This is a genomic window from Nostoc sp. UIC 10607 (assembly GCF_047228265.1).
GTDB lineage: Bacteria > Cyanobacteriota > Cyanobacteriia > Cyanobacteriales > Nostocaceae > Nostoc > Nostoc foliaceum_A.
Genome location: NZ_JBIQNW010000053.1, coordinates 1 through 20,534, shown reverse-complemented (window position 1 = coordinate 20,534; position 20,534 = coordinate 1). Strand labels below are relative to the sequence as shown.

17 protein-coding genes are annotated in these 20,534 nt (G+C 42.6%); 11 read left to right on the top strand and 6 right to left on the bottom strand.

The genetic code is table 11. The features are described 5' to 3' along the window. Window positions 1-14: 14 nt before the first annotated feature. The 6 genes from ACEYW6_RS28415 (at window position 15) to ACEYW6_RS28390 (ending at window position 6,564) form a co-directional block, all read left to right on the top strand. A complete protein-coding gene (locus ACEYW6_RS28415; RefSeq protein WP_412982377.1) occupies window positions 15-1,478 on the top strand; it encodes a c-type cytochrome in 1,464 nt (487 codons plus the stop codon). Between the two features lie 10 nt (window positions 1,479-1,488). Beyond that, entirely contained in the window at window positions 1,489-1,914 is a 426-nt protein-coding gene (locus ACEYW6_RS28410) for a hypothetical protein (protein ID WP_196511423.1), read from the top strand. Between the two features lie 75 nt (window positions 1,915-1,989). After that, window positions 1,990-3,423, top strand: a complete 1,434-nt coding sequence (locus ACEYW6_RS28405; protein WP_412982376.1) for a cytochrome c — start codon at window positions 1,990-1,992, stop codon at window positions 3,421-3,423. A gap of 98 nt (window positions 3,424-3,521) precedes the next feature. After that, entirely contained in the window at window positions 3,522-5,162 is a 1,641-nt protein-coding gene (locus ACEYW6_RS28400; RefSeq protein ID WP_412982375.1) for a lipoxygenase family protein, read from the top strand. A 28-nt stretch (window positions 5,163-5,190) separates the two neighbouring features. Beyond that, complete coding sequence (locus ACEYW6_RS28395) at window positions 5,191-5,499, top strand: putative quinol monooxygenase (RefSeq protein WP_412982374.1); 309 nt, start codon at window positions 5,191-5,193, stop codon at window positions 5,497-5,499. A 12-nt stretch (window positions 5,500-5,511) separates the two neighbouring features. Further along, window positions 5,512-6,564 (top strand): saccharopine dehydrogenase family protein, encoded by a 1,053-nt coding sequence (locus tag ACEYW6_RS28390; RefSeq protein WP_412982373.1) that lies wholly within the window; start codon window positions 5,512-5,514, stop codon window positions 6,562-6,564. A gap of 247 nt (window positions 6,565-6,811) precedes the next feature. Here ACEYW6_RS28390 and ACEYW6_RS28385 read toward each other — a convergent pair whose 3' ends face one another. Beyond that, a complete protein-coding gene (locus tag ACEYW6_RS28385; protein ID WP_412982372.1) occupies window positions 6,812-8,374 on the bottom strand; it encodes a cation:proton antiporter in 1,563 nt (520 codons plus the stop codon). Between the two features lie 131 nt (window positions 8,375-8,505). Here ACEYW6_RS28385 and ACEYW6_RS28380 point away from each other — a divergent pair, with 131 nt between their 5' ends. After that, complete coding sequence (locus ACEYW6_RS28380; protein WP_412982371.1) at window positions 8,506-9,507, top strand: DUF389 domain-containing protein; 1,002 nt, start codon at window positions 8,506-8,508, stop codon at window positions 9,505-9,507. 51 nt (window positions 9,508-9,558) lie between these two features. Continuing rightward, on the top strand, window positions 9,559-11,112 hold the full coding sequence (locus ACEYW6_RS28375; RefSeq protein ID WP_412982370.1) for a cation:proton antiporter: 1,554 nt from the start codon (window positions 9,559-9,561) through the stop codon (window positions 11,110-11,112). Window positions 11,113-11,152: 40 nt separating this feature from the next. Here the strand turns inward: ACEYW6_RS28375 and ACEYW6_RS28370 are convergent, their stop codons facing one another. The 4 genes from ACEYW6_RS28370 to infC form a co-directional block, all read right to left on the bottom strand. Then, window positions 11,153-11,698: a DUF3124 domain-containing protein gene (locus ACEYW6_RS28370; RefSeq protein WP_412982369.1), complete on the bottom strand. Its 546-nt coding sequence runs from the start codon at window positions 11,696-11,698 to the stop codon at window positions 11,153-11,155. 75 nt (window positions 11,699-11,773) lie between these two features. Next, a complete protein-coding gene (locus ACEYW6_RS28365) occupies window positions 11,774-12,451 on the bottom strand; it encodes a potassium channel family protein (RefSeq protein WP_190895408.1) in 678 nt (225 codons plus the stop codon). A gap of 189 nt (window positions 12,452-12,640) precedes the next feature. Next, the gene (locus tag ACEYW6_RS28360; protein WP_412982368.1) at window positions 12,641-15,646 is read right to left on the bottom strand and encodes an MFS transporter; all 3,006 of its coding nucleotides are present in this window, start codon (window positions 15,644-15,646) and stop codon (window positions 12,641-12,643) included. Window positions 15,647-16,045: 399 nt separating this feature from the next. Beyond that, the gene (gene infC, locus ACEYW6_RS28355) at window positions 16,046-16,579 is read right to left on the bottom strand and encodes a translation initiation factor IF-3 (RefSeq protein ID WP_012412604.1); all 534 of its coding nucleotides are present in this window, start codon (window positions 16,577-16,579) and stop codon (window positions 16,046-16,048) included. Between the two features lie 533 nt (window positions 16,580-17,112). Here infC and ACEYW6_RS28350 point away from each other — a divergent pair. After that, entirely contained in the window at window positions 17,113-17,649 is a 537-nt protein-coding gene (locus tag ACEYW6_RS28350) for a hypothetical protein (RefSeq protein ID WP_412982367.1), read from the top strand. A 205-nt stretch (window positions 17,650-17,854) separates the two neighbouring features. Then, a complete protein-coding gene (locus ACEYW6_RS28345; protein WP_412982366.1) occupies window positions 17,855-18,808 on the top strand; it encodes an alpha/beta fold hydrolase in 954 nt (317 codons plus the stop codon). 69 nt (window positions 18,809-18,877) lie between these two features. Here ACEYW6_RS28345 and ACEYW6_RS28340 read toward each other — a convergent pair whose 3' ends face one another. After that, the gene (locus ACEYW6_RS28340) at window positions 18,878-19,246 is read right to left on the bottom strand and encodes a BON domain-containing protein (RefSeq protein ID WP_190895405.1); all 369 of its coding nucleotides are present in this window, start codon (window positions 19,244-19,246) and stop codon (window positions 18,878-18,880) included. Between the two features lie 343 nt (window positions 19,247-19,589). Between ACEYW6_RS28340 and ilvN the strand changes: the two genes are divergently transcribed. Then, on the top strand, window positions 19,590-20,108 hold the full coding sequence (ilvN, locus tag ACEYW6_RS28335; protein ID WP_190895404.1) for an acetolactate synthase small subunit: 519 nt from the start codon (window positions 19,590-19,592) through the stop codon (window positions 20,106-20,108). Window positions 20,109-20,534 lie beyond the last annotated feature (426 nt).

Genomic DNA, 20,534 nt, shown 5'->3' with positions numbered 1-20,534 from the left:
ATAGGGAGTTTTTTATGACTGAACAAACTAACCCTATTCCACTCAAGGGAATAAAGAGCATCTTCAAGCGGATTTGGGTTGTGATTGTGGGCGTTGTAGCAGTAGCAGTCTTTTTATTGTGGCCTGTTTTATCTAACTCCCCAGTAGATTATGCTGACATTGAAAACCACTTTAAATATGGTTCAATCGGCAGCGAACCCATCAATGGCATCCCTTACTGGATTTGGAAAGTTTTACCAGAGTTATTTCCAGATAAGTTACCTGAAAAAGGTTATACTTCTCTGGGATTTATCAAAGAACCTGACAAAGATTTACCTATAGGTTTTTCGCAACGGAGAGTCTTTATTGATCGAGTTGGGTTGAATTGTGCTGTATGTCATACAGGGACGCTACGAGATACCCCTAATAGCGAACATCAAGTCATCACCACGATGCCTGCTAATGTGCTTAATTTACAGGGATATATCAAATTCTTATCAGCAGTTGGTGTGGATGAACGCTTTACTGCTAATCGGATGTTGCCAGAAATAGAAAAAATTAGTGGTGGTCTAAATCCCGTTGAAAAATTACTTTATCGCTTTATTGCAATTCCCCAAACTAGAGATGCGCTAATTAATCAAGCATATCGACTTAATTTTGTTGAAGAACAACCAGATTGGGGACCAGGAAGAGTAGATACTTTTAATCCTTATAAAGCAATTCAATTCCATTTCCCAATGGATAAATTGCGTCAGGATGAACTGATTGGTACTTCTGATTTCCCCTCAGTTTGGAACCAAAAACCGCGCGAGGGATTGCAATTACATTGGGATGGTAATAATACTTCCGTTGATGAACGTAATAAGAGTGCAGCTTTAGGCACCGGAGTCACACCCACAACAATTGATTTACCTCGGATTCAGCGAGTTGCTGATTGGCTTTGGGAACTACCACCACCAAAATATCCCTACGAAGTTAACGAAACTATGGCGGCGAAGGGAGAACAGCTTTTTGAAAGTAATTGCGCTAGTTGTCATGCTTTTGGTGGCGCTCATACAGGCAAAGTTGTACCAATTCAAGAAATTGGGACAGACCCCCATCGTCTCGATTCATATACCTACGAAACGATGTCTAACCAAAATACGCTGTATACAGGCTATCCGTGGCGCTTTAAGAATTTCCGCAAGACTAATGGTTATGCAAATATGCCTCTTGACGGTGTTTGGTTACGTGGCCCTTATCTTCACAATGGCTCAGTTCCCACCTTACGGGATTTGCTAGAAACACCAGAAAATAGACCTAAAAAATTCTATCGTGGCTACGACGTGATTGATAGAGCAAAAGTTGGCTTTGTGTCTGATGTAGGTGGAGAAAACGGTAAAAAATACTTTAAGTTCGATACAACAAAGGCTGGAAATAGTAACAGTGGCCACTTATACGGCACTGATCTTCCCACAGAAGATAAAGATGCACTAGTTGAGTACATGAAGAAGCTTTAAAAGGAGAAAAATGAATACTTACGCTAAATGGTTTAGTCGCATTACTTGGCTCGGCATTATTGTTAATATGTTTTTTGTCATTCCCTCTTGCTTCTTTCCAGAGCTAATGCTGACGTTCCTCCACATGCAGATACCTGTGCCAATTATCTGGGTGCGTGCTGCGGGAATGCTGTTATTTATTATTAGTGCATTTTATGTCCCTGGAGCGATTGATCCATATCGATATCAGGCAACAGCATGGATATCAATATTTCCTTCAAGAGCGTTTGGCTCAACGTTTTTTATTTGTGCAGTGTTTTTATTTGGTCAAGATAAAGGCTTTTTATCCATTGCCTTTGTAGACCTTTTTTTTGGATTAGCCGAATTAATTTTTCTGACACTAGCAATGCGTAATCAAAACGCCATTGCTACAACTCCAGTAAAGCAATTTTCCTAATTTTATCTCTAGCCTAGTGTGGGTATATTGCCTGTACTACAAATAGATTCTTCTGCAAAGGAGCAAGAGAGTGCCATGACAATACTCAAAGATAAAATAGGTAGGGTAATCACAAGCATTATTTTAGTTGTGATCCTTTTAGTTGGTGTAGTTGGGTATGTGGGATGGTATAACCTTTTTCGAGAGGTTCCCACTTATTATGAATCTCCTGAAGAACACTTTAAATATGGTTCTATTGGCACAGAAGAAGCACAAGGTGTTCCCTATTGGATTTGGATGGTACTACCACGAATATTCCCTGATAAGTTACCAGGTCCAGGTGGTTATACTTCCTTGGGAATCACATGGGAAGAAGGTAAAGAAATGCCAGTTGGCTTTACAAAAAAAACCATCGGCTTCCCTCGTGTCGGTATAACTTGCGCTGTTTGCCATACCGCCACCTATAGAAAAACAGAGAAAGATAAACCTACAATTGTCGCCGCAGCTCCTGCTAATAAGTTTGATTCACAAGGATATTTACGATTTTTGAGTGCAAGCGCTGGTGATTCCAGATTTACGGCAGATTATATCCTTGATGAAATCAAATATAACTATCGGCTTTCTTGGTTGGAAAATTTACTTTATCGCTATGTGCTAATTCCTCAAACTAAGAAAGCGCTGCTGCAACAAAAAGAAGACTATAGTTGGACAGATTCCCGCCCTAACTGGGGTCCTGGTCGAATTGATCCTTTTAACCCGGTTAAATTCAATACTTTAAAGTTGCCCAAAGATAACACTATCGGCAACTCTGATATGATGCCTCTTTGGAATCAAAAGATGCACAAAGGGTTTGCTCTCCATTGGGATGGTTTAGAAACTTCACTAACAGAAACTGTTCAAACTGGAGCAATTGGTGACGGTGCTACCAAAAAATCACTTCCTGTAGCTGATTTACAGCGGGTAGAAGATTTTATTCAAGAACTACCACCTCCCAAATATCCATTTGCTATTGATGAGCAAGTGGCTACAAAAGGAAGCCAAATTTTTGCTAATACTTGCGCATCTTGTCACGCTTTTGGTGGGGAAAGAACAGGTACTGTCATCCCTGTGGAAGAAGTGGGAACTGACCGCCATCGGTTAGATATGTGGACACAGGAAGGAGCAGATACTTACAATCATTTTGGTGATGGCTACCCTTGGGATTTTAAAAACTTACGCAAAACTAATGGGTATGTATCTGTTTCCCTAGATGGTTTATGGTTAAGAGCGCCATATTTACATAATGGTTCAGTCCCATCTCTACAAGATTTGTTAGAAAAACCAGAAAATCGTCCTCAGGTTTTCTATCGAGGATATGATATCTACGACCCAAAAAAAGTTGGCTTTATTACTGAGGGAGATGAGGCCAAGGCTGTAGGTTTTAAATACGATACAACCGTAACGGCTAATTCCAATAAAGGGCATGTTTATGGAACTGATTTATCTGGTGAAGATAAAAAAGCCTTGATTGAATATCTAAAAACACTGTAGTAATTAAACTAGTGACTAAATCATAAGTAAATGATTTAGCAACGTTCTGATGTTAATGATTTACTACCAAATCATAACTACCTGAATTGGAGATAATTATGAAACCCTACTTACCGCAGAACGATCCAAATAGTAATTATCGAACAAGTTCGCTGGATAAAAATCGAGAAGAGTACAATTTTAATTATGATTATCTGGCTCCTATACCAGTAATCGATAAAGTGCCTCACAAGGAAATATTTTCAGCGGAATATACTGCTAAACGCTTGGCAAGTATGGCAACTTTGGTACCAAATATGTTGGCTGCCAAAGCCAGAAACTTCCTAGATCCGCTGGATGAATTGGAAGAATATGAAGACCTTTTGCCACTACTATCAAAACCCGATGTCATAAATAATTACAAAACAGACTCGTGTTTTGCTGAACAACGACTCTCTGGAGCAAACCCATTAGCTATCCGAAGAATTGATGTATTGCCTGATAATTTTGCTGTAACAGATGACCATTTTCAGAAGGTTGCAGGTACAGAATTTACTTTGGAAAAGGCGCTAAAGGAAGGTAAGCTATATTTCTTAGATTACCCTTTGCTCTCTGATATTCAAGGTGGTGTCTACAATAATATTAAAAAGTACCTTCCCAAACCGCAGGCTCTATTTTACTGGCAAAGTAATGATAGTCATAATGGTGGTTCTCTAGTGCCTGTTGCTATCCAGATTAATCATGGCTCTGGCACAAATAGCCTGATTTATACACCAGATGACCCCCATTTGGATTGGTTTTTGGCAAAAACCTGCGTCCAAATTGCTGATGGCAACCATCAAGAATTGGGTAGTCATTTTGCCTATACCCATGCAGTTATGGCTCCGTTTGCAATTGTAACTGCGCGACAATTAGCAGAAAACCATCCCATCGCGTTACTGTTAAAACCCCACTTCCGTTTCATGCTATTTGATAACGATTTGGGACGCACTCAGTTTTTACAGCCTGGTGGGCCGGTTGATGAGTTCATGGCAGGTTCATTGGCAGAGTCTGTTGGATTTGTGGCGAAGGCTTATGAAGAATGGAGTGTAGAAAAGTTTACCTTTCCTCGGTTAATAAAAAGTCGTCAAACAGATGATCCAGCAATTTTACCGCACTTTCCTTTCCGGGACGATGGCATATTAATCTGGAATGCCGTCGAAAAGTTTGTGGCTGAATACTTGCAACTCTATTACAAAAATTCACAGGATCTCAGTGATGACTATGAATTGCAAAATTGGGCTAGGGAATTAGTGGCGCAAGATGGTGGTAGAGTCAAGGGAATGCCAAGCAAGATTGAGACTCTAGAACAACTGATTGAAATCATTAGTGTAGTAGTCTTCACTTGCGCTCCTCTACACTCGGCTTTGAATTTTTCTCAGTACGAATATATGGCTTTCGTACCCAATATGCCCTATGCAGCCTACCACCCAATTCCAGAAACTAAAGGTGTGGACTTGGAAACTATCTTGAAGATACTTCCTCCCTTTAAACAAGCTGCCGATCAGGTGATGTGGACTGAGATTTTAACATCGTTCCATTATGACAAATTAGGTTTTTATGATGAGGAGTTTGCTGATCCATTGGCGCAGGAAATTGTGGTGCAATTCCAACATAATTTGCATGAAATAGAACGACAGATAGACATCAGAAATCAAATTCGTCCCATACCTTATAACTACCTCAAGCCTTCACAAATTATTAACAGCATCAATACTTAAGTTAGTTTCCCAAAAAAGAGGAATCACAATGTCAAATCAGCAAGTAACAGTCACCGCTCGATTAAAAGTAAAGCCGGGTTTAGAGGATAAATTCAAGCAGGAATTCCAACCCGTAATAGCTCTTACCCTTACAGAAAAAGGTTGTATTAATTACGATTTGCATCAATCTGTTGACGATCCATCTTTGTTTCTGTTGCATGAAAACTGGGTTAGCCAGGAAATTTTAGCTCAACACCTAGAGCAGCCGTATATTAAAGCTTTGGGGGAAAAGTCAGGACAATTTTTGGTTGAACCACCTGATGTCAGGTTATGGCAGCAGATTGTGAACAATTCCTAGCTGGTGATAATAATGACATCAAGGGTGTTATTGTATGGTGCAACTGGCTATGCTGGAAAACTAATTGCTACATCAGCTAAAAATAACGGACTGGAATTAATTTTGGCTGGACGTAATCAAAGTTTACTGGCAGCAGTAGCCAATGAATTAAGTTTGGACTTTCGGGTTTTTGGCTTAGATGATCCGCAGGCGATCGCTCGCTCTCTTGAAGATATAATTGCTGTCATCAACTGCTCCGGCCCTTTTTCCAAAACCTCAAAGCCACTTGTCGATGCCTGTCTCCAAACTAAAACTCACTATTTAGACATCGCTGGCGAAGTACCTGAATTTCAGGCGCTACAGGCACGAGATGCTGAGGCTAAAAGTGCAGGGATAATGCTTCTCCCTGGTGTGGGATTTGGGGTTGTCCCTACTGATTGTGTAGCTGCTTATCTCAAAGATAAGTTAGCGATGGCAACACGACTGATTTTAGTCTATGAAACAGTGGGCGGTGTATCTCAGGGAACTGCAAATACAGTACTGCCAACTTTACATCATATCGGGGTAGTCCGAGAAGCAGGTAAGCTCATCCCATCTCGCCCAGCATGGAAAAGACGTAAAGTTGATTTTGGTTATGGCCCGGTGACAGCGGTAACAAACCCTTGGCGTGCTGATATTATTACTGCGTTTCCGACTACGGGTATTCCCAATATTGAGGTTTATACCGTATTTCCTAATCCTGTGCGCTTCTTGATGGAGTCGAGCCAGTATTTGGGATGGTTATTTAACTCGTCTCTATTCCAAAGTGCTTTAGCAAGTCTAATTAAAACTCTACCCACTGGACCAACGGCGGCAGAACGAGCCAAAGGTCAAGTTAGAGTAATTGGTATTGCTGAGGATAAAACTGGTCAACAAGTAACTGCAAAGCTCTTAGGGCCGGAAGCATACGATTTTACGGCATTGGCGGCTGTAGCAGTTATCAAACGGGTAATTAAAGGCGAAGTTAAGGTAGGATTCCAGACTCCTGCATCTGTATATGGGGCAGATTTTGTCCTTGAAATTCCGGGAGTTATCGGGTTTGACTAAAATTAGGACTGACGCAAAACTAATACCAATTCAATTGATGATTGCAACACATCCTTGGGTAAAGACGCGATTCATCGCGTCTCTACAAATGGTCTATGTGTTGCATTCTTTTTTCAAATTGGAACTATACGTGCTCTGAGGCAATTCATGAATTGCCCCTACCTGGAAATAATTCTTTTTGCCTATTGTTTGCCTTAGTCCTGTAAAGATATACCAGGAAACTGGGTTTTTAGGTTTGATATCTTCTTCAGTGAGATTGATTCTGCAAAACATCCTCAAGCATAGATGCTAATTCTTGATTTAACCGACCAGACCTGACAAATTCTGCATAAGTATCTGCCTCAATTGCCAACAGTTCTCCTCGGAACTGTTCAGTTGTAAAACTCTGAAGATTGGGATATTCACCCTGTAATTTGTCAATTTCTATCCGTAAATCTGCAAGTTCGCCTTTGATTAGTGTCTCTTGATAACGGCGAAATTCTGGGTCAATACCGGGGCGTTGGTCTGCCTGGAGATGTTCTAGAACGCGTTCTAAAGCTACATGACGGGCAACGAATTCTAAATATTGCTCACGCAAGGGTGCATCACCTAGCAAATTGAGTTTTTCCAGCAAAGGTTTGATGGTCAATCCCTGAACAAGTAGAGTAAATAAAACTACTCCAAATACCGTAGCAATGATTTTTTCTCGCTCTGGAAGTATCGTCGATACACTCAATGCCAGGGCAATGGAGACGGAACCGCGTAACCCACCCCACCATAGGATAGTTTGTTCTGGTAAAGAAATGTCCGATTTGGTGATGCTAGTACTCAATTTGCTGAGAATGTAAATACCAACTGCCCGCATCAAAATCATTGCTCCTACTGTCACCATAATGATTTGTAGGTTTTCGCCTAAACTAGCAAAGCGTATTTGGTCGCCAATTAGCAGGAAGACAATGGAGTTGACAAAGAACGCCAGAAATTCCCAAAATTCGGAAACAATAACCCGGGTGCGGGGATTCATGCCGATACGAGAGCCAAAGTTGCCTAAAATCAAACCTGTTGTGACAACTCCAATTACCCCAGAACCGCCTAAATCTTCAATGATCAGGTAAGTGCCGTAGGCGGAAACTAGAGTTAAGGATTGTTCTACCAAGGGCAAATCGAAGCGCTGGGTGAGGTAGGAAATACCAAACCCGATGAAAGCTCCCACCCCTACACCGACGCCAACAACTGTAAATAACTGCAATAAAATTGGCTGGAATTCAAATTCCACAGTTCCCAAAGATAACGCTACTAAAAAACCAAAGGCAACTACAGCCATGCCATCATTGAACAAGCTTTCGCCTTCCATTAATGTGGTAAGACGGCTATCTACGCCGAGTTGACGGAACAAAGCGGTGACAGAAACAGGGTCAGTGGCAGATAGGCTGGCTGCAATGAGTAAAGCTGTAGTTAGGGAAATACCAACGAGTTGATTGAGAGCGATCGCTACCCCTGCGATCGCAATTACCACCCCGAACACCGCATACAGGCAAATGGGCACTAAATCCCGCTTCAGTTCTGACCATTTCAAATTCCAGGCGGCTTCAAACAGCAGCGGTGGTAAAAAAATGAACAAAATTAATTCGGGGGAAAGGGTTACTAAACGCACATCGACTAACGCCAAACCTAACCCGACAATCACCAGTAGCAAGGTGTAAGGTATATGGCGAAACCAGCTAAATATCTGCGGTAGTGTCGCCACACCTAGAGACACCGAAAGTACTAGCAAAAACTGCTTGAGATTGTTTGTAATGACTTCTTCAGCGATCGCTGATTCAAGCACCATAAGAAAATTCCTGGTATAAATTTGCCTTTATCCTCATCTGACTATTTTCAGATGACACCAGATCAATGTAAGACTTTAAATTAGCAAAGAATGAAGATTTGACAGTTAACCGAGTATTTAGGAGGAAGGTCTTGGGTAATAACATTCGAGACCGCTTTAAAAATTTCCGCCGCCGGGGTTCGCAGCCGGAACAACTCCAACAGCTACAAACAGACTTGCTGGCAGAATCAACCCTAGACTCAGCTTACATAATTTTGATTATTAGCTCCTGTGCGATCGCTACTTTAGGTTTATTGTCTAACAGTGCGGCCGTGATTATTGGCGCGATGATTATTGCCCCTCTGATGTTGCCGATTCGCGGTTTAGCTTTTGGTGCTTTGCAAGCAGATATTACCCTGTTCCGCAAGGGAATAATTGCTGTAGCAGTGGGCACGTTGTTAGCGGTAGCGATCGCCTTTAGTCTGGGTTGGCTAGTGGGTTTGCCAAGATATGGTAGCGAGATTCTGGCTCGTTCGAGACCAACATTGTTAGATTTGGGGATTGCGGTAGCGGCTGGTGGTATCAGTGGCTACGCGAAAGTTGAGACAAAAATCTCTGCTAGTTTAGCAGGAACTGCGATCGCTGTTGCTCTTATGCCCCCCATCTGTGTGATTGGCTTAGGCTTGGCGCAAGGAAACTGGTCACTCAGTTTCGGAGCAACCCTACTTTATCTCACCAACTTGTTAGGTATTGCCCTCTCTTGTATGGTGACATTCTTAGTAGCAGGTTACACTTCAATGGCGCGGGCGCGTCAACCCCTAATTTGGACTATGGCTTTGACAGCTATCCTGTTAATTCCCTTGGGAGTCAGCTTTGCCCGACTTGTAAGACAAGCGCAACTAGAAACCAGCCTACGACGGGCATTATTGAATCGAACTGTTACCTTTGGGCGATTGCAGTTGCTTAACAGTAATACCAACTGGTTGACAAATCCCCCAGAAGTCCGTTTGAGTGTCCGAGCAAGAGAACCTGTCACACCTCGGCAAGTAGAGTTATTAGAAGAATTTATTGAGCGAGAGATGGGGCAACCATTCACTCTAATTTTTGAAGTTGGTCAAGTGGAAGAAATCCGACGTTCCGAACCCACACCTTGAAGTTGCTAATGTAGCATCAGTAAAGTCAAGATAACTTTTAAGAACGTAATAGTGGATGTAACTCAATTAGTCAAAGTTTCAATTATTCTCTTGCTCCTTGCTACAGGTGTAGCTCTACTATCCCGGCGGTTACGAATCCCTTATGTTACAGGTTTAGTATTAGCAGGTTTGCCAATCACTGAGTTATTGTCTCGGCCGATTGGTTTAAATCCAACCCTTGTTTTGAATCTTTTCCTGCCAATTCTTATCTTTGAAGCTGGTATTAATACAGATGTCAGCCGCCTACGCAGCACCTTTAAACCAATTGCCCTGCTGGCTGGGCCAGGGGCTGTGCTTTCTGGAGCTATTATTGCCGCCCTGTTGAAATTTGGGCTGGGGCTGAGTTGGATACCTGCCTTATTTGTAGGAGTAATTCTGGCAAACACTGATACTGTTTCCATGATTGCCGTTTTTAAGGAAATACCAGTACCCTCTCGGCTTTCCACCATCGTTGAAGGAGAAACCCTATTTAACGATGCTGCTGCCCTAGTTTCCTTCAACCTGATTTTGCAAGTATATTCAACAGGCTCACTCACATTTATAGAGGGAATCCAACAACTGCTATTTATCTCTCTAGGAGGCTGCCTTGTGGGGTTAGTCTTGGGCTACTTGAGTATACCCATATTTGCTCGTTTAGATGATGCTCTTGGCAGCCTTTTACTGACAGTCGCAGTTGCATTAGGAACTTTTCAGGTTGGGCAATTTCTCGGTGTATCGGGTGCTGTAGCCGTAGTTGTAGCAGGACTAATTTTTGGGAATTTAGGGCTTTCTCGCAATACTTCTGCTTCTAGTCGCATCACCTTGTTGAGTTTCTGGGAATATGCCAGTTTTACCGTCAACACCTTTATTTTTCTGCTAATTGGTGTAGAAATAGACCTAGTAACGCTCTGGAAAACTTTACCTGCAATTCTATTTGCAGTTTTGGCTTATCAAATCGGGCGAGTTCTTACAGTCTATCCTTTGCTAGCAGGGATTCGTTGGATTGACCGCCCAATTCCACTACGCTGGCAACATTTACTTTTTTTAGGCAATATCAAAGGTTCACTCTCAATGGCTCTGGCATTGAGCTTACCCACCACATTACCAGGGCGAGAAGTCCTCATCGCTTTAGTTTTCGGCAGTGTGCTGGTGTCGTTAGTTGGACAGGGTTTAAGTTTGCCTTGGGTGGTAAAACGCTTAAAATTATCTAAATTTTCAGAAGCTCAACAACAGGTTGAAGAATTACAAGCCCAGTTGATGACTGGTAAGGCAGCACAAGATGAATTAGATAGCTTGTTGAAATCAGGGGTGTTACCAAAAGCCGTTTATGAAGAGATGCGTTCAGCTTATCAGGTACGAATTGCCGGTGCAGAAAAGACACTGCGGGAACTCTATAATCGTCGTCCTGATGAGTTGAAAGGCAAAAGTGGCAACAGCACTAAACTTGATGCCATTCGCCGCCGTTTACTGCTGGCAGAAAAAGGAGCGCTCAATGAGGCAATGCGAAAGCGAATTCTCTCAGAAGAAATTGTGCGCGGACGGATACAAACTCTTGATGAACAATTGCTGAAGTTAGAAGATGATTAAAATAATTCGTAATTCGTAATTCGTAATTCGTAATTCGTAATTACGGATTACGAATTGTTTTAATTACCCTACCAGGACTTATGAAAGAAATTCCCTGTTGAAAGTCAGTACCAATCATGACTGCCTCCACTATAGGTTCGGATATTTCTGTTTGGGATACCCACTCTACAATAAAGTTTGCTCCTAAACCTCCGCTGGTATCATTTCTATTTACAAAAAAAGCTGTAGAAGCTAGTGCATCAAGTTGAATAGGACGTTCCAAATACTGTTTAACTAATTTCCCATCTGAGTTATGGTAGCGCACAGAAGTAATAATAATAGGATTGGTTAAGTCTGTATTCCGAATACTGAGCGTAACTGCTAACTCGAAAATCTCCTGGCGATTGTGATGATAAATATGTGAATAAACAGGAACATAAACAGTTTGACCGCTTGCTATCTTAAAATTCTTATCCAGTGTCACTATTTTTTGAGATGGGGTTGCTTGAATTGCATCGGGTTGTGACTTGGGTGGAATATTTATTGATTTACAAGATGCAAGGAAAATAACAGCGATCGCTAAATAAAGATGTGGATACTGCTTCATCAAAACTATTTACGCAAATTGTTTATATATGTGTAACTAACCACACTTAATAAAGTGTTTAGATAGGAACTACGCTCAACATCTTTGTTCAATAAAATCAATGACTTGATGTAAACATCCTGGTTTAGTCACAATTAGCACAGTTGAATGAGGTTCAAGTATTGTACTGCCGTTAGGAATCATCAAATCTTCGTGGGGATGGGGTTGATAGCCAATAATTAGCGAACCACTAGGAAATCGAGAATCCTGAGCAATTTCGGCAACGCTACGACCAGCAACATAGCAATTGTTTGGGATGGAAAGTTTCAGAACCTCAATCTGTCCCTGCTCAAAATGCATCATTGATTCTACTTGCGGATACTCAATGGCATTCACCATTGTGGAAACAGATAATTCAACAGTACTGATAATGTGGTTAGCTCCAGCTATACGTAGCGGTTCGGCAAAATCGGGGTGGCGCATCCGGCTCAAAATATGGGGGACACCGTAGTGTTTAGCAAGAGTTACCATTGCCAAGTTTAAGGCATCACTTCTGAGAACAGCTGCCAAGGAGCCGGCTTTGCGAATCCCAGCTTCTAACAATACTTCTGTACTCACAGCACTGCCTTCAAAAGCCATTGCTCCCACTTGTTCACGGGCGTAGCGGCAAGCGGTAGGGTCAATGTCGATTACGGCAACAGTATGTCCTAGTTCTACTAGTTTCTGCGCTAAACTTAAGCCCACTAAACCGGCTCCACCTATGAGTACGTACATGGATGTTCCTAATATTCTTTGAATTTTTTCTTCACTTTATAGGTTAACAAAATAGTCATTAGTGATTGAGCATTTGTTATGAATTCTGCTCCCTCGGTTTGCCCTGCTTGTACAGCAATTGGATGTTTTTTAATTTTAAATGTCTTAGCAACAATAGAAATAAACAAAATTATTTGAGCGGAGGTATTTTCAATTGTAATTTTTAAACTGGTATTTTTCGAGCAACTCTTTAACTTGAGCGGCGACCAAAGGATGTGGATCTTTTTGCAACTGGGGGAGGATTTGCAGGAGAACGCGATGTGAAACCATATGCAAGTATGCGATCGCAGCTTCCCTAACAAAGCCTGTTGGATGACGCAAACTCACTAAAATCTCGGAACTTGTCAGCCGGATGCGAGTCACTTGAGCAAAATGAAAACAGCAAGCTAAACACCAGTCAGAAAGGAAGTTACCCAACATCAGCAATCTGTGGAGGCGATCACTAACTATCATATTCTCATATTCTACGATCTTGGCTTCTACAAGATGTTGCAGTTTTTCTGGCTGCGGTCGATTATCTAAAATATTCAGCAATAAAGACTTTGAAGACAAAGTTACGGTATGCTCTAAGATTTCTAACCCCCGCGCTAAGTTTACCACTGAGAGCGATCGCAGGTTAAATGCTGCTGCCTGCATCTTTTCTGGTGAGTAAAGCAGTTTCAATAGCAGTAGCAGCCGCTCTTTGACATCCAATTCTAATTCTAAAAGGGCACGTTGCAATAACTCAGAGACGATCACAATTCTCTCACTAGATTGATGATTTTCTTTTTCGTCTAGTGTTTTGAAGTCAATATATGCGGCATAAATCTCGCCTAAAAACTTTAATTCCTGCCCAATTAAATTTTCTACCCGACTTTCATAAAATCGATCCACTAAACCTGTAATTCCTGGTTGTTTATGTATTTTTAGTAAGCTGCGAAGAATATGATCCCTAGTAGTACCCCAAGATGTTTCTAGGTTTTCCCATAAAGTCTCCAATGCTTCCTGAGTCCCAATTTGAGCAATGGTACGCCACGCGTACATCCGCACTACTTCTGGTTTGTAAGTATTGGTAGCCAACCGCAGTAGCATTTCTACAGCTTCATTCTCCAATTTTACTAGGGCTGACATTGCTGTACTACGGGTTGATTTGTAATAAAGTGCTGCAATCAGTGCGGAATAGTACTCTTCTAAATGGGTTGCTGCAATCATTTCCAATACGGCACAGCGCACCCGTAAAGACTCATCTTGTAATAAATTCGGGATGTGAATCCGCAACGCCTGCAAATAAACTGCTTCTCTGAGTGCTCTGACTCCATTTACCCGTTCCCGTTCTTGCTTATGAGTTAGCATCCGGCGCATAGTTTGGGTAGCTGCTACTTTTTGCATAGGCGTTCCTTGGCGTAAGACTAAAGCGGCTGCGGTAGCGCGGATGAGTGAGTTTTGCCGGGGGTTCAGGTATCCTTCTAGCAGGCTTAAGTTGGGATTTGGTTCAGCCAGCCAAGTGTAGCGCAGCGCCAAGGCAAAAACTTCGGGGTTAGTTTCTTGGGATTCTTCTAACAAAGGACGGATGGCGGGTAGATAAGCAGGATTTACACCTCCTATCAGCATTACTTCCAAACTTTGGCGCTGCAAATCTGGGGTTAACTTGACTAGTAGAGGTGCTAAAACTTCCGCCGCTCCTTGAGAGTCAATTTGAGCTAAAAGTTCAATACAAGAACGTTTATCAGCCTCGCTGCCTTTTTCTGCTAAAGCTTTGACTACTCCTTGCTTGAAGAATTTTAAGCCTACATTGGTTGCACTCAGGTGACCTCGTGCCACACTTAAGACTAACAGTTCAACATAGCGCGATCGCAATTCCCAAACTACTTTTAAACAGGTGCCAGCTATCAGCATTGTTTCTGCTACTAACACCCACTTTTGCAGTGGTACAGGTACAAACCGCCCACAAAACAGTAGAGTTGCAAAAATTAACGCTCCTGTCAAACCTGTAGCGATCGCTTCGGCGGTTCCGCCTGATAAAGTTTGCATCCGGCTACGAATTGCTTCTGGAATCGGTTGGTACAAGATGGGGCCACTACTCATGACAAAGGTGTAGCGCAGCAGTTCATCGAAAAATTTGACAATTATCAGACCCCAGAAAAAGCTTTGCGATTGGATGGCGGGAATTAAATGGAAGAATACCAGCACACCTGGTAGTAAAAAGCCTACGGTGATTGGTAAAAGTGTAGCTGTGAAAAATACCCCCATTCGTTCGATGAGTCGGCTGGAAATAAACCACTGCAACAACAACTCACACAGTCCCAACATCCCACCAAAAAGACCTAAGAAGCTAGCGAGTTCTCGGTCGCCCAAATTGGATTGGAGTTCGCGCAGATACTGAAAATCTATTAACAACCCAATGACTTGCAACAAACCCACAAAGGCAAACAATTGCCAAACATAGCGTTTCAGCGGACTTTTAATGAAACGCTGTCGTGAAGCTTGTTCTTCAGGAATCAGTCTTTGTGGGGTTTCAGGAAAAGCTGCTCGATAATGATGAGTTAAATAGAATAGAATCCCCGACCCTAATAAAATCACTATACAAGCGATGAGGATGATCTTATTTAGCGAGGCGTATTGCACTAGCCAAGGCAAACTAAAGCCACTGATCACATCCGCTACTAAAAGTCCACTACTCACCAGTGGGTAAGTGCGCTTAATCTCCCGAATGTTAAATAGTTGGTTAGCGACGATGGAGGTGTTGAGGTCATTGACCACATAAAGAGCATCGACCCATAGCCGCAGCAGAAATACTGAAATAACTGCTAGGTAGGAAAAATGCGATCCCCAACGTAAGAAAACTAATAAAACCAATGGCATCAACATGCAAGGTGCGATCACCACAATCACCCGGCGTAAGGGAAAAATCTTTTGTAGCCAAGAGTATAAAAAAACCAGTCCTGCACTCATAATGGCACTGGCAATATACATCCACGGCAGCAGGTTTGTCCCGTATTCATCTAAAAACAGCGCCACCGTACTATCCTCTGCCCACCGCAATCCTACAGATACAGTTGTGTAAAAAATGAACATTAACTGAGTTCGTTCGCTCTCCTCTGGCCGGAGATTCACCCACTGTAGTAGTCGTGTTAGAGCACCTTTATTTGCAGCCAACCAGTGATTTTTCAGTTCCATGCAGTTTTAGTTTCTGGTAATATCACCGCGTAATTGGGATGAGGGAGCAGGGGGGCAGGGAGCAGGGGAAGAAAATAAGCTGATGCGCGATAAACACTCTTGATGGTCGTTAACTGTTGACGGTTATCAGTCATAAGTCATCAGTCATCAGTCATCGGGTAAATGTACAAATTAAATGCGTAACAGCTTACTTCCTTGTGCCTCATCTCCTGGAAATAGCAAAAGTCCTGAGCAACTGAGTATTATGTTTCCCACTCAGCCTTCAGGACTATCGATTTTAGATAAATTTAAACAACCTCAGGGCTTTGGGTGCATGTTGCATCCTAACTAAACATCAAAAAATCCCCTGGCTTTTAACCAGGGGATTTTCAAACTTGGTCTATTAATACAGTTAGAAGATTATTTTTTGGGGGAGATGAGCATCATCATGTTTCGCCCTTCTTTTTTAGGCGCTTGTTGAAGCTCACCAAATGGCTCCAAATCCGTTGCCATTCGCTTGAGCAAATCTTCTGCTAGGTCGCTGTGTTGAATTTCTCGACCCCGGAACATCACAGTTGCTTTGACTTTATCACCATCTTTCAAAAAGCGCTCTGCTTGCTTAACACGCACGTTGTAGTCGTGTTCTTCTATTTTGTAGCGCATTTTAACTTCTTTGACATCAGCTGTGTGCTGCTTTTTCCGGGCTTCCCGCGCCTTTTTCTCCTGCTCAAACTTATATTTCCCGTAGTCCATAATCCGACAAACTGGCGGGTCAGCTTTGTCACTTATTAGCACCAAATCTAACTCTTTCTCTTCTGCTAGTTGTAGTGCTTCCTGTGGGGGCATAATTCCCAGTTGGGCACCGTCAGTGTCAATGACCCGAATTTTCGGGAAGCGAATTCGTTCGTTAATTTGGGGCAGATCGCGAGTTCTTTTCTTCTCAATCACAGGCATTATGATTTGTGGGAGCTCTTAATGAAGGATTTGGTGTGGTCTTGATTGGTATGCCTCAGAGGCAAAATACGGAAATAACTCAGGACTGAAAACATAGTCTACAGTTCTAGAGTAACTAATCCATAAAATAGTTGCGTCCTTGTATTTGTCATTCTACTAACTCTCTGAGAATTTCTCTGCAATAGTTAATCTAAATTACACAACCTAGACTCATGTTAAATATTATTACAATTATTTAGCAATGCTTTTTGCGATGGCGTAACCGCCCACCGTAGGTGATCACATCGAGCAACATCATATCTCTACAATACCAAGATCACACATGCAGGACATTTAGCAAAAGCAAAATGTAACATATTGCCTTACATAAAGTAATTCTAGTAGTATTGCTAGTCAAAAACCGCCGATCAATTTACTTAGCCCAACACTACGGGCAAAACTCAAAAAAATCGGCGGTGATCCCATCTCTTCAAAGGGTGGGAAGGATAGCCGCCCGCCGATTTAGTCATTGTACGAGTATTTCACATTAACCTATGACCGATTCACCGTACCCACCTAAAGATAACCTTGTAAACAACGATGTCTACAACGGGCTACGCCTACGCTCGCTGCAACAATTGGCTTGGGGGATTGAGGGGAGTGTGGGGCAGTTTACGCTGATTTTGGCACGGTGTAATTATGCCAGCTTGCGCGATCGCCTCATAGAAAGATTGCGTGAAATTTGTCAAGTCGAAATCCGGCTGTTGGTGGTGCAGGAATCTCGCAAGACTCTTTATACTGCGATTCGGGAGGAATTTGGGGAGGACGTACTAGGCTGTGTGATGGTTGTGGGTTTGGAGACAGTGCAGAATTTGGCAGTGATGTTAACTTCTGCTAATCAGGTGCGGGAGGAGTTTCGCAAGAATTTTGCTTTTCCTTTGGTGTTGTGGATTGACGATGAAATCTACAAGCAACTGATACAGGTGGCTCCTGATTTAGAGAGTTGGGCGATTACGAAGAATTTTGCGATCGCTAAAGATGATTTAATAACTTTACTCCAACAACTGGCCGAGCATTTCGCAATACCCTAACCCTGAATCTAGATGCTTATTTCGTCTTAGAAGCAGAATTAGCAGCAGCCCAGAGAGAATTAATAGATGATGCACAGGTTTCTCAAGAGGTAAGAGGCAGGCTTTGTTCATCTAGCCACGACTTCCAGTCGTTCGCTACTGAAGTAACGGGGTTTTCAGGCATTTTTTTATAATAGAATTTCACGCTGATAAATCGGAGGTAAGTGTGACCACTGCGCTACACTGGCAAGAACGGGTTGGTAATCAAAGGGATTGGGTTTGGCGCGGCTGGCAAACCCGCTACACTTACATTCGCCCTAGCCAAAATCACCACAAAACAACACCCCTGATATTGTTACATGGCTTTGGCGCTTCCATTGGTCATTGGCGACATAATTTAGAAGTGTTGGGTGAGCATCACACAGTTTATGCCATCGATATGCTGGGTTTTGGCGCTTCGGAAAAAGCCGCAGCTAATTACAGTATCGAACTCTGGGTTGAGCAGGTTTACGATTTTTGGAAAACATTTATCCGTGAACCAGCAATATTAATAGGCAATTCCAATGGTTCACTGATTTCTATGGCCGCCGCCGCCACTCACCCCGATATGGTGCTGGGTATGGTGATGATGAGTTTACCCGACCCTTCACTAGAGCAAGAAGCAATTCCTCCTGTGCTGCAACCAGTTGTTAGAGCAATTAAAAATATTGTCGCTTCGCCGTTGATTCTGAAACCTGTATTTAACTTCGTGCGCCGTCCTGGGGTGTTGCGTCGCTGGGCTAGTCTCGCCTACGCTAACCCAGAGGCGATTACCGATGAACTCATAGAAATTTTAGCAGGGCCTCCCCAAGATAGAGGTTCCGCCAGAGCTTTTAGTGCTTTGTTCAAAGCTGCGATCGGAATTAACTTTAGTCCTAGTGTCAAGACAGTGTTGCCAACCTTAACAATTCCCATGTTGTTAATTTGGGGACAAAAGGATCGGTTTGTTCCGCCAGCCCTGGCTAGCCAATTCGCCCAGTACAACGAAAAGTTGGAAGTGCTGAATTTGGAGGATGTAGGGCATTGTCCCCATGATGAATGTCCTGAACAAGTCAACCAAGCTATTTTAGATAGGATTGAAAGGTGGGTTAGCGTAGGCGAAGCCCGCCGCAGGCATCGCCAACCATTGGTTACTCCCTAAATATTATGCAATGGAAGCGATGGGGTAAGCAGTGCGATCGCCACTATTGAATTTTTAATTCCTTAACACCTAGCCAATCGTGGCTTGGTTAGTGTCAACATTTGTAGTGCCATGCACAGAACGGGCTACAGAAATCATCTTGTTGAGAATTTCTTGACTGGGAACTTTACCTTTCAACACTACAGTGCTACCCGTTTGAGCAACCCAAAGGGTATTAACATCATCGAGTTGGGGATCTTGATCAAATGCTAAAGCTACCCGCTTTGCCAATCCACTTTGATCATATTCGCCGCTTAATCCCACACGTTCTGGGGGTATCGATTGAGTAGCAGTAGGCGCAACGTTAGCACTAGGAGCTTGCGCTATTGACTGCGGAGTAGGATTTACTTCTGCATTTTGAGGTTTTTCCATTCCAAATAGTCTTTTTAACCAACTCATAAAAATTTTTCTCCTATTAGAGGTTCATTAAATCTGAGTATAAAAGCTTTATAAAAATGCCGCATCTGCCAATGAAAAGAGATGCATTCAATAAAATTCCTCCTTGCAGTATGATTTCTGCTCAATTTATCTTGAGAGTGCGATGAGTGCAGCTATTGAGTTTACAATAAAAGGTCGCACTTACAATTAGTGCAGTAGTACGCCACAACAGAAAAACACATACATTTGACAAAATGTCAAGAGTTTAAAACTCAAGGAATTTTGAATTTTGAATGAGTGAATTCTGCAAAGCGGTACTAGTGTCTGCCTTACTCAAATCCTGTTCTAGCCTCTGTTGGCGAAGATGAAACATACCCTTTCAGTTCTCGTAGAAGATGAGGCGGGTGTTCTTTCCCGCATTTCTGGTTTATTTGCCCGTCGTGGTTTTAATATTGAAAGCCTTGCTGTTGGCCCTGCTGAACAGGGAGGAGTTTCCCGAATTACGATGATTGTACCTGGTGACGATCGCGTTATCGAGCAACTTACCAAACAGCTATACAAGTTAGTCAATGTCCTTAAGGTACAGGATATTACCGAAACTCCTTGCGTAGAGCGGGAATTGATGCTTTTGAAGGTGAATGCTAGTACCAGCAATCGCTCAGAAGTGATCGAACTATCTCAGATTTTCCGGGCGCGAGTCGTGGACGTGGCGGAAGATTCTCTCACCTTAGAAGTTGTGGGAGATCCAGGTAAAATGGTAGCGATCGTGCAGGTGTTGCAAAAATTTGGTTTGAGAGAAATCGCGCGCACTGGCAAAATTGCCCTGACTCGTGAATCGGGTGTGAATACCGAGTTACTCAAGTCTTTGGAAGCAAAAGTTTAGTTGGGAACTTAAATAAAGACTTCTAAATAATCAACTTGTGGGGGCGAACATCTGTGCGCCCCTAAGTTTGTTGCATGCAGAAACCAATACGCTTGGGTTAAGGAGAATCTAAATTGGGTTGAGGAACGTAGAGGTAAAGCGGCTTCCCGCAGGGTAACCCAACATTTTCGGTGATTTGTTGGTTTCACTTCGTATCCCTACTAGACAAGCAAGCTAGAAACCAACCTACGCAATTTATGGTTTTTGACGCTAACTGAACTATATTGATCAACCTGGCTTTTCACATCATGTGGAAAAGCCCACAAAAATCTAACTCCCTTCCCGTGTCGGGAAGGGGGAAAATTCAAAGTCTCTCTCCTTTTAGGCTACGGTGTACACACAAGTCCTAAAAACGTAGCTTGATAAGGCTTGACTCGTTCCCAGGCT

What these genes read in the sequence shown, in the direction of transcription:
- ACEYW6_RS28415 (WP_412982377.1), top strand. Translation starts at nt 15, where the DNA reads ATGACTGAACAAACTAACCCTATTCCACTCAAGGGAATAAAGAGCATC.
- ACEYW6_RS28410 (WP_196511423.1), top strand. Translation starts at nt 1,489, where the DNA reads ATGAATACTTACGCTAAATGGTTTAGTCGCATTACTTGGCTCGGCATT.
- ACEYW6_RS28405 (WP_412982376.1), top strand. Translation starts at nt 1,990, where the DNA reads ATGACAATACTCAAAGATAAAATAGGTAGGGTAATCACAAGCATTATT.
- ACEYW6_RS28400 (WP_412982375.1), top strand. Translation starts at nt 3,522, where the DNA reads ATGAAACCCTACTTACCGCAGAACGATCCAAATAGTAATTATCGAACA.
- ACEYW6_RS28395 (WP_412982374.1), top strand. Translation starts at nt 5,191, where the DNA reads ATGTCAAATCAGCAAGTAACAGTCACCGCTCGATTAAAAGTAAAGCCG.
- ACEYW6_RS28390 (WP_412982373.1), top strand. Translation starts at nt 5,512, where the DNA reads ATGACATCAAGGGTGTTATTGTATGGTGCAACTGGCTATGCTGGAAAA.
- ACEYW6_RS28385 (WP_412982372.1), bottom strand. Translation starts at nt 8,374, where the DNA reads ATGGTGCTTGAATCAGCGATCGCTGAAGAAGTCATTACAAACAATCTC.
- ACEYW6_RS28370 (WP_412982369.1), bottom strand. Translation starts at nt 11,698, where the DNA reads ATGAAGCAGTATCCACATCTTTATTTAGCGATCGCTGTTATTTTCCTT.
- ACEYW6_RS28365 (WP_190895408.1), bottom strand. Translation starts at nt 12,451, where the DNA reads ATGTACGTACTCATAGGTGGAGCCGGTTTAGTGGGCTTAAGTTTAGCG.
- ACEYW6_RS28360 (WP_412982368.1), bottom strand. Translation starts at nt 15,646, where the DNA reads ATGGAACTGAAAAATCACTGGTTGGCTGCAAATAAAGGTGCTCTAACA.
- infC (WP_012412604.1), bottom strand. Translation starts at nt 16,579, where the DNA reads ATGCCTGTGATTGAGAAGAAAAGAACTCGCGATCTGCCCCAAATTAAC.
- ACEYW6_RS28350 (WP_412982367.1), top strand. Translation starts at nt 17,113, where the DNA reads ATGACCGATTCACCGTACCCACCTAAAGATAACCTTGTAAACAACGAT.
- ACEYW6_RS28340 (WP_190895405.1), bottom strand. Translation starts at nt 19,246, where the DNA reads ATGAGTTGGTTAAAAAGACTATTTGGAATGGAAAAACCTCAAAATGCA.
- ilvN (WP_190895404.1), top strand. Translation starts at nt 19,590, where the DNA reads ATGAAACATACCCTTTCAGTTCTCGTAGAAGATGAGGCGGGTGTTCTT.